Source organism: Pseudomonas sp. KCJK9058, from assembly GCF_046230975.1.
Lineage (GTDB): Bacteria > Pseudomonadota > Gammaproteobacteria > Pseudomonadales > Pseudomonadaceae > Aquipseudomonas > Aquipseudomonas alloputida.
Genome location: NZ_JBJJLR010000123.1, coordinates 1 through 539, shown reverse-complemented (window position 1 = coordinate 539; position 539 = coordinate 1). Strand labels below are relative to the sequence as shown.

The window sequence follows — 539 nt, the reverse complement described above, 5'->3', positions numbered from 1 at the left end:
GGGCGGCGGTGCAGGCTGCGCGGGATCGGCAGCGCGTCGGTCTGCTCGGCGGCGATGTCTTCCGGCAGCTCCAGGTGCACCGCACCCGGCTTTTCTTCTTCGGCCAGGCGGAAGGCTTCGCGCATGCGGGCCGGGATGTTGTCGGCCGAGGCGAACTGGTGGGTGTACTTGGTGATGGGGTCCATCATGCCGCACACGTCAATGATCTGGAAGCGACCCTGCTTGGACTTCTTGATCGGCTTCTGCCCGGTGATCATCATCATCGGCATGCCGCCCAGGTAGGCGTAGGCGCTGGCGGTCACCAGGTTGGTGGCACCAGGGCCGAGGGTCGACAGGCTGACGCCGGTCTTGCCGGTCAGACGACCGTAGGTGGCAGCCATGAAACCTGCAGACTGCTCGTGACGGGTCAGTACCAGCTTGATCTTCGACTTGCGCAGGGATTCGAGCAGGTCGAGGTTTTCCTCACCGGGAATGCCGAATACATACTCGACACCTTCGTTTTCCAGGCATTGCACAACGACATCGGCGGCCTTGGCCAT

Annotated in this window: 1 protein-coding gene; it reads right to left on the bottom strand. The window is 63.1% G+C overall.

Going from position 1 to position 539, the window contains the following annotated elements:
* A partial coding sequence (locus ACK59Z_RS25870) for a thiamine pyrophosphate-binding protein (RefSeq protein ID WP_275106753.1) occupies positions 1–539 on the bottom strand: 539 nt, incomplete at its 3' end.